Source organism: Pseudonocardia zijingensis (assembly GCF_042657305.1).
GTDB classification, from domain to species: Bacteria; Actinomycetota; Actinomycetes; order Mycobacteriales; family Pseudonocardiaceae; genus Pseudonocardia; species Pseudonocardia zijingensis.
The window spans coordinates 613,845-622,290 of the sequence record NZ_JBHSKO010000003.1; the positions used below are offsets into that span (position 1 = coordinate 613,845).

1 protein-coding gene (running past one end of the window) is annotated in these 8,446 nt (G+C 74.7%); it reads left to right on the forward strand.

Annotated features, from left to right (window positions below; translation table 11 throughout):
• Nucleotides 1-8,446 carry part of the coding region annotated (locus tag ACFPL3_RS09865; RefSeq protein ID WP_379588770.1) for a LysM peptidoglycan-binding domain-containing protein on the forward strand (this coding region is incomplete at its 3' end). Its footprint begins 19,419 nt before the window's first position, so 8,446 of the 27,865 annotated nt are shown.

An 8,446-nucleotide genomic window follows, 5' to 3' on the forward strand; every position in this document is an offset into this window, starting at 1 on the left:
ACGGTGCTGGCGGTGTTCGGGCCGGCGCAGGCGGCACACCCCGCCACGCCCGCGATCGGGCAGGCCACGAGCGTCTCCGCGCCGGCGGAGCCGTCGGATGACCACCGGGCGATCCGGGCGCGGATGGACGCGCTTCGCGCGCGGTTGCCTGCGTTGCAGGCGCGGGTGGAGGTGGTCAACGACCTGCGCGACCGGGCAGCGGAGATGCGGGAGTGGGCCGAATCCCACGAGGGTGTGGTCGCAGCGGCGGAGTTCGGTGCGGAGGCCGGGCGGATCGAGGAGGCCGCGAGGGCGGCGGCTCCGGACTACTTCGGTCCGAACTACTACAACTCCGTGCTGCTCGGGCTCAGGGAGGACCTCAGCCGTCCGGGCGACGATCCGACCGCGTGGAGCCGGCTCGACGGCCTGGAGTCGGCGATGGACCGGGTCGACAGCTCGGTCGCGGCCCTCGACGAGTCGCGGCTCCGTGCGCAGCTCGACGAGTTGGACGCGCGTCGTGCCGGGCACCTGCGCCCGCTGGCCGTGTTCGTGCTGCCTGTGCTCGCGGTGGGCGGTGTGCTGGCCGCGTGGGGATGGCGTCGCGACGTCCGGCAGCATGCCGACGCCGCGGGTGCGTCGCCGGGCTCGGCGCTGCGGCGCGCCGGGGGAGTGCTCGCCGCGACGGCCGCGGTGGCCGGGGCCGACCTGCTGCACAAGGCGTGGGCCCACCAGCAGCATCCGCTCCGCAGCCTCTACGGGATGCACTGGGCCACGGGGAGCGAGCCCGTGCTCTACGCCCTGGCGGCGGTCGGCGTGGTCGTGGCCGCATGGCGCGGCGCGCAGGCGCGCTTCCTCGCGCCGATCGCCCTGATCGTGGGCGGGTGGTCGGCCAACGCACTCGACATGTCCGTCGGGTCAATGGTGAGCAACCCCTTGCCCGGATTCGCCGGCGCAGTGGCCAACCTCGCCGACTACGCGATGTCCGCAGGCGCTCTGGGGCTGCTCCTGGCATCGCTGTCCTGGTGGCAGCAGCGGCACACCGGGTGGACCAGGCACCTCCCGGCCGCCGTGCTCCTCGTGGTCGGCGCCGGTGTGTGGACGGCCGGCATCACCGCGCCGTCGCCCGCCGACCTCGATGCGGCACACCTGCGGGAGGCAACCGGCCTCGTCGAGACGATCCAGGTCGTCCGGACGGACATCCGGGTCGCCCTCCGGATGGCCGGAGCCGTTGCCGTGTCGGCTTCGGCGATCACGGCGCCGGCGCACCTCCTGCGGCTGCCGCGGGAGCGGCCGTGGTGGAAGCGGGCGACCTGGCGGTTGATCGTCGGCACGCTGGTCGTCACGGTGGTCCTGATCATGGTGCCGGTGAGCGCGGCAGCCGCGGTGGGAGTTGCGGCGGGGCAGGCCGTGGCCGGGCCGTCGGTGCTGGTCGCCGCCGGTCTCGTGGCGGGTGCTGCCGGCTTGGTCGCGGTGCTGGTCCGGGTGGTGCGCGATCACCGGCGGCTCGTCGAACGGGTTGGTGGCCTGCTCCGCGGCCGGGCGCCGCCGCTGCGCGTGGTGGTGGGATCCGCCGTGGCGGTGGTCCTCGCCGGCCTGCTGTCGGTCGGCGGTGTCGCCGGTGGGGCCGTTGCCCACGCGGGTGTGCCGGGCTCGGGGATCACCGCGGTGACCTCGCCGGAGCAGCGGAATGCGGTGCAGCCGGATCGCGGGTTGCCGCGGGAGCTGGTGGTGCAGCCGGGCGACACCATGTGGGACCTGGCGCGGAGCATGGACGTGCCAATGCGGTCGACACCCGACGATCGCCGCGTCGGGCTGCTGGACGCCAACGAGGAGCGGTTCCGCGGGGCCGACCCTGGCCTGATCCACCCCGGTGAGCGGCTGCGGATCCCGCCGGGCTGGGACGGCAGCTACGAGGTGCGGTGGGGCGACACGTTCCCCGGCATCGCGGCGCGGTTCGGGGTGGATCCGGACCGGTTGGCGCAGGCGCAGGGCAACGGGTTCGCCGGCCGGGACCGGGGCCGGATCTTCGCGGGCGAGCGGTTCGAGATCCCGGGCCGGCCGGTGGACGACGGGCGGACCGGCGAGGAGACGCGGCCGGAGCCCGTGCGGCCGGCCGACCCGTCGCCGTCCCCCTCGACGGCGCCGCCGTCGGCCGGGCCCTCGCCGTCGGCGTCGCCGACGGCACCGGTCGAGCCGTCCTCGTCGCCGTCGTCTGCGGACCCGTCGGCGCCCGCGGTGCGCGGTCTGCCGGTTGACCGGTCCGGGCTGTGGCTGGTGGTCGCAGGTGGCGGGCTGGTGCTGGCTGCGGCCGGGGCGGTGCTGCTGCGCGCCACCCGCGGGAGGCACGAGGGGCGCGCGGCAACGGGGGCGCCGACGCGGCGCGCGGAACGCCGGGGCCTCCAGGAACTGCGGGCGGCCACGAAGGAGGTGGACTCGTCCCTCGCGGGTACGGCCGCGCAGCGGCTCAGCGACGCGATCGCTGCCTCCGCGGCCGCGGAGGCAGCGGTGTACGCGCTGCTCGTCGGCGGCATCCGGGCGGTGGTGACGGCGGCGGTGACGGCCGCGCCGGAGTCGGTCCGGACGAGCGTCGCCGTCCTCGCCCGCAAGTTGGGAATGGACGAGCGGGACGTGGCGGCCATCGCGCGCGACCGCAAGCTGCCTGCCACGACGCCCGACCTGGGTCCGGGCGGGCCCGGAGCGCAGGGGGAGGAGCTCGTCCGGTTGCTGGACGAGGCGATGGCAGCGCTGCGCGCCACGGCGGACGAGGTGGCGGCGGCCTCGAAAGAACTCGCCGAGGCGCGGCGGGACGCGCTGACCGCCGCGGTGCGCCAGGCCGCCGACGCCCTGACCGTCGCGACGATCGCGAGGGAGACCGGCCTGTCAGTCGAGCGCGTCGCGCAGATCCTCGGCTCCGGCCACGCGGACGTCCCGGAGCGCACCAACTGGATCACCCGGCTCGCCAGGGTCGTGGCTGCTCGGCTCGCCGCCCGGCGCGGCAGGCAGGCCGGCGCCGGCACCGCACGCGGCCCACCGGCCACCGCCGGCGAGGTGCTGGAAGCGCTCGAGGGCCGCCGGACGGTGATCGGGGAGATCCCGGCGAACCGGTGGCCGGTCGAGCAGCTGCCCGTCCGCTGGGTGCTGGAGCAGAACCTGCGAGGCATCGCGGCGGCCATGGAATCGGCCGGCGGCGCGGCTGGGCAGGCCGCCGCGGCGGGTGCGACGTTGGCCGCGCTGGACCGGCACATCGACACCGCACGCAAGGCCGGGTGGAACGCACGCTGGCGTGGCGGTACCTCGATCCTGCACCGGTGGCTGTACGTGCCGGTGACGTTCCTCGTCATCGGGCTGTTGCTGACGCCCATGTACGTGATGACGGTGTTCGCCGGTGCCCCGGTGGTCGCAGCCGCGGTCGGCGCGGCCTGGTGGGCGGCGTCGCTGAGTCTGTTCGCGATCGCCGCGTTGGGGCAGATGGCCGGGAACGCCCTGCTCGGGGGGTTGTGGTTCCGCCTGTCGCCGCGGGCGATGACGACGGCGTCGCTGCTGGGCGCGGTGGCCGTGGCCGCCGTGATCACGGCCTTCCCCGGATCGGCGTCCGCCTACGCCGTGGGCGCGGTGCTGGCCGGGATCGTCACGAGTGGGAACTTCTTCGCCCTCGACACCTTCCAGGGCTGGGTGGGCCGCACGACGACATTGCGGCGCGACAGCGGTCGCCTGGTGATCTTCTGGGACGGCGTGGTCGGGGTGGCGGTGCTCGGCATGGTGACCGTCCTGTCGGTGCTGCTGGTGACCGCCGAGGGACTTGTCCTGACCGCCGCAGCGACGGTCCTCGCCGCGGTCGCGCTGGTGGCTGCCGGCCTGGCCTGGCTGGTGACCCCCGCCGCACGGTGGGACCGGCCGTCCGCGCCGACGTTCCGCGAGCAGCTGGTCGCACCGGTGCAGGTGGTCCTGCGGAACCGGTTCGCCCTGAACGTCACCGCGATCTACGCGGCGTACCCGTTCACGATGGGCTCCATCGACGCGGAGTGGCGGCCGTTCTTCGAGGCCGCACACGCCGCCAAGGGTGAGGTGTTCACCGCCCGCTTCGCGTTCGTCGGCGGTGGGCTGGTCGTGGCGGCGCTGTTCGCGCTCACCGACATCGTCAACGCCGTCAAGTCCCGCAAGGACGTGAACGCAACCACCGGCGGCAGCGGGCTGCTGAACCGGTACCCGGCCCCGGCGGCGCTGGTCGTCGCCGGGGTGATGGTCGTCGGCGGCATCGTCGGGTGGATCGGTGCGCACCTGGGTGTGTTCGGCGCGGTGCCGTCGGCGATCTTCGCGCTGTGGGCGATGGAGGCGTCGACCACGGGTCTGCTGGTCGCGCTGAACGCCGTCATCACGACCTCCACGCGGCTCACCGACCAGGAGAAGACCGCGGTCAAGCTCGCCGGTGCGCAGGCCAAGGCGGTGTTCTACTTCCTCGGCGCCACCCTCGCGGTGTCCGTGGAGCGTGCTTTCCACTGGGGCGGCAACATCTCGGTCGTCGTCGCGGGCACCGTGGTCACGTTCGTGCTCACGGCATTCCTGCTGGACCTGAGCCCTCTGTGGCGCCAGGCCCGGGACCGGGTTCGCGCGCTGCTGACCGGCCGTTCCGGGACCGACGACACCGACCAGGGCGGGACCGCCTCCGACGGCGGCCCTGGTGATCACGGTATCGACCCGGCCCCGTCGGCCACGGGGGGCGGCTCCGGGCCCGGCGCCGGTGGTTCGGGTGCTGCCGCCGACGTGCCTAGCACGGAGAACGGCGCTGCGGCGCACGGGCCGCAGGACGGGAGTCCGTCGGCCGCGCGCGGTTCCGTGCGCAAGAGCCACGACGCGCAGCAGCGGGGACCACCGTCGGGGACGCAGCGCCACGGCGTCCGGATGTGGGTCCGGGTGTGGGCGCCGGTCGTGCTGATGGCGGCAGCGTCGGTGGTCGCGCTGCGGGTCGCGCTGACGGTCGCCCAGCCGGTAGCGCTCCCGTTCTCGGTGCTCGCCGGCACCGCGGCGGTCGCGAGCAGCGCGGCGTTCGCGATGCGCGGCGGGCTCAACCTGGTGCCGCACCGGCCCGGCGTCGTGGGCGTGGTGCGGGCGGCGTTGCTGATGGGCACCTTCGTCGTGAACGTGGCCTGGATGGGCTTCTCGGCGTTCACCGCGACCGGCCTGGACGCCTGGATCTTCGGTCTGTACACCGCGACCGTCGCGCTGTTCGGCCTGCATGCGGCGAACACGGCCTACAACGACCTGCGCGGCCGGCCCGGGCCGGTGCACCCGGTCGTCGACGCGCTCGTGACCTGGGTGGCGTACCCGATCACGTCCAACCTCGGCAACGCGCTGTACCTCTACGAGCTGGGGTGGGTGGCGTTCGACCCGGTGCTGCTGTCGGTGACGGCGGCGCTGGCGGTGGCCTTCGGCGTGGTGAGCGTGCTGGGCATCGTGAACGCGCTCCGCCCGGGCCGGCTCGGCGCGCCGTACCTGCAGGTGATGCAGGCTGCGGGCAACGTGAGCCTCCTGTACTGGGGTCTGCTGGCCCTGTGGCCGGGGCAGTGGGCGCCGCTGGTCGGTGCCGGCGCGGCTGCGCTCTTCGGCATGGCGGTGGTGCGCGGGCAGTCGCGGTTCGCGCAGTGGCGGGCCCGCCTGATCCACAGCCCGCCTGCCGTGCTCCGGTCGGTGCTCGCGACCGTGGTGCCGCTGGTGCCGGCGGCGGTGCTCGGTGCGGTCGTGGTGGGGGCGCCCCTGAGCCCACCCGTGACGATCACCGCGGTGTCCGGCCTCGCGACCGCCGCGGTGTTGTGGGTCCTGCACCGGATGGCCGGCGGGGCCGGGGTGGTGCTGCGGGCGCCGCGGTGGCCGGCCGAGCGGGCCCGGCGGGCCGCCGCCCGCCGCGCGACCACCCGGGCGCTGGTCGCGGCGGTGAAGGACGTCGAGATCGGGCTCGCCGACCTGCAGGCTCGCGCGACGGCGGCCCGGGAGCGGCTCGCGGCCGCGGAAGCCGCGGTGTTCGCGCTGCTCGTGGGCGGGATCCGCGCGCTGGTGACCGAGGCGGGTGTGCCGGCGGAGCGGGTCGCCGACGCGCTCGGCATGCCGCTGCGTGACGTGCTCGCGCTCGCCCGGGACACGGACCTCGCGGGCACCGTTCCGCAATGGGCCGGGATGACCGTCGCGGAGCGCTTGAACGACCTGAGGCGCCGGCTCGATCACGAGATGTCCGCGCTGCGGCAGGCGGAGGACCGGGCCGCGGTGGCCGAGGAGGAGCTGGCGCGGGAGTACGAGGCCCGGTTGGCGGACGCAGTCCGGCGGGCGGCACGGGACCCGGCGGGCCTGTCGATCACGAAGATCGCCGTGGAGACCCGGCTGAGCTCCGCGCAGGTGCGGGACATCCTCGGCGTCGCCGCCGACGCACCGGGTCGACGTGGTTCCATGGAGGCTGGCCCGGTCCGGCGGCTCGCCGCCGCCGTGAAGAAGTGGGTGGCGCGTTGGGGCCGGAGCCGCGCCCCGCCTGCGGCGGAGCAGGTCACCGCGAGGACGCTCGGCGAGCTGGTCGAGGCCAGGCTGCGAGCGATCGCGGAGATCCGCCCGGATCGGTGGCTGACCGCGGACCTGCCGCGGGTGTGGGTGCTGCTGAGGCAGTTGCGTGACCTCCAGGAGCTGATGTCCGGCGCCGTCGAGGCCGGTGAGCTGGACCAGCTGCGCGCCGTGGCCACGGCGAAACTGGCGATGCTGGACCACCACATCGCCACCGCGCGCACGGCAGGGGCGTTCGCGCGGTGGCGCGGCGGGCTCTCCGCCTCGCACCGGTGGGCGTTCGTGTCGGTCCTGTCGCTCGCCACCGCCATGACCTACGCGGCCATGTACGCGGTGGCGGTGCTGGCCGGCGCACCCCCGGTGATGGCGGTGCTCGGGTCCGGTGCGACGTTCCTGTTCACGGCCGCGACGGGCGGACAGGCGCTGCCGGGCAACTTCGGGGTGGCGCCGTTCTGGCAACGGTTGGCGACCCGCGTGATGATCCCCGCGACACTGCTGGCGGTCGCCGTGGCGTTCACCGGAGTCGCGCTGGCCGGAGGCAGCGTCGCCGTCTACTTCGCTGCGGCGGTACTGGCGGGGACGGCCGCGTCCGGGGCCTTCTTCATGCAGGTCGTTCTGCAGGAGTGGTCGGACCTCACGGTCGCCCTGCGGGGTCGGTGGGAGGCCGCCGGTTCGGCGACGGGTTCGAGCACCCGGTGGCGGCGCGTCGTCGGTGCCGTCACCCGGGCCGTGCAGGGCCCTCGGATCGTCGAGATCGCGACCGCCGCGGTCAGCCTCGCCCTGTTCGGCATGATGTGGCTCACCCAGACGCTGGTGGTCGTGTCGGTACCGCTGGCGGCCGGCGTGGTGGCGGGGATCGCCGGCGTCATCGTGGTGCTGTCGTGGCTGGTGGTTCCGTCGCCGCGGTGGGACCGGGCGCCGCCTCCGACGGTGCGGCAGACGCCCTTCACCCCGTTGGTGACGGTGGCGCGCAACCCGTTCGCGCGCCTGATCGCCGGGGAGTACGTGGCCTACCCGTTCACGCTCGCCGCGATCGACTCGGTGTGGCGGTTGTACTTCACGGCGGTTACCGCGGCGACGTGGCTGGTGACGACCGGCGCCTCCGCCTTCCTCGTCGGTGGTGCCCTGGTTCTGACGATCGGTGTGCTGCTGGCCGCACGCAGCAGTTCGAACCGGCTGGTGCGGCTCATGGGGTACGTCCTGGCCGGTGCCGCGGCGCTGCCGGCGCTGACTGCCGCCTTCGGATCGTCCGTGCCGATCGTGGCCCAGGTGGGCGCGGTCGCCGCGTTGATCGGCCTGGAGTTCTCGACCACCGGGCTGTCCGTCTACCTCATCCAGGTCATCGACGCCTCCGCCCGGCTGACCAGGACGGAGAAGAACGCGCTCAAGATGGCCGCCGCTCAGGTCAAGGGCCTGGCCTACCTCGCGGGCAGCTTCGCGACCGCCACGGCGTACTCGCTCGGCGGCACGGGCAACGCCGGTTGGGGCTGGGCGACGCTCGTGATCGGAGCGGGCGGGTTGGCCGCACTCGCGGTGGCGCTCGCGATCACCCGCACCGGGCCGTCGGGTGGCGGCTTCCGCCGGTGGCTCGCCGGCCGGGTGCTCGCGATGCGCACGCTCCTGGGCACCGCGTTCGGGGCGCTCGCAGGCCTGCGCCACCGGGAGCGCGGGGACCACCCGGTCGCGGCGGGGCTGTCCGGGTGGTTGCGTGCCCGGCAGGGGGAGCTGTTGGGCCTGCACGTGGGTGTGGGGATGACGGTGGCGATGGCGGCCACGTACGCCACGTTCGACATCGCCGCTACCTACGGGGTGGCGGCCACGTCGACGTTGTTGCTGGCGTTCGCGGGGTGGGGTGTGGGTGGGCTGTCGCTGTTGGTGAATGCGTTGTTCGGCAAGCGGATGGGGGTGAACGCGGCGCTGGGGGTGG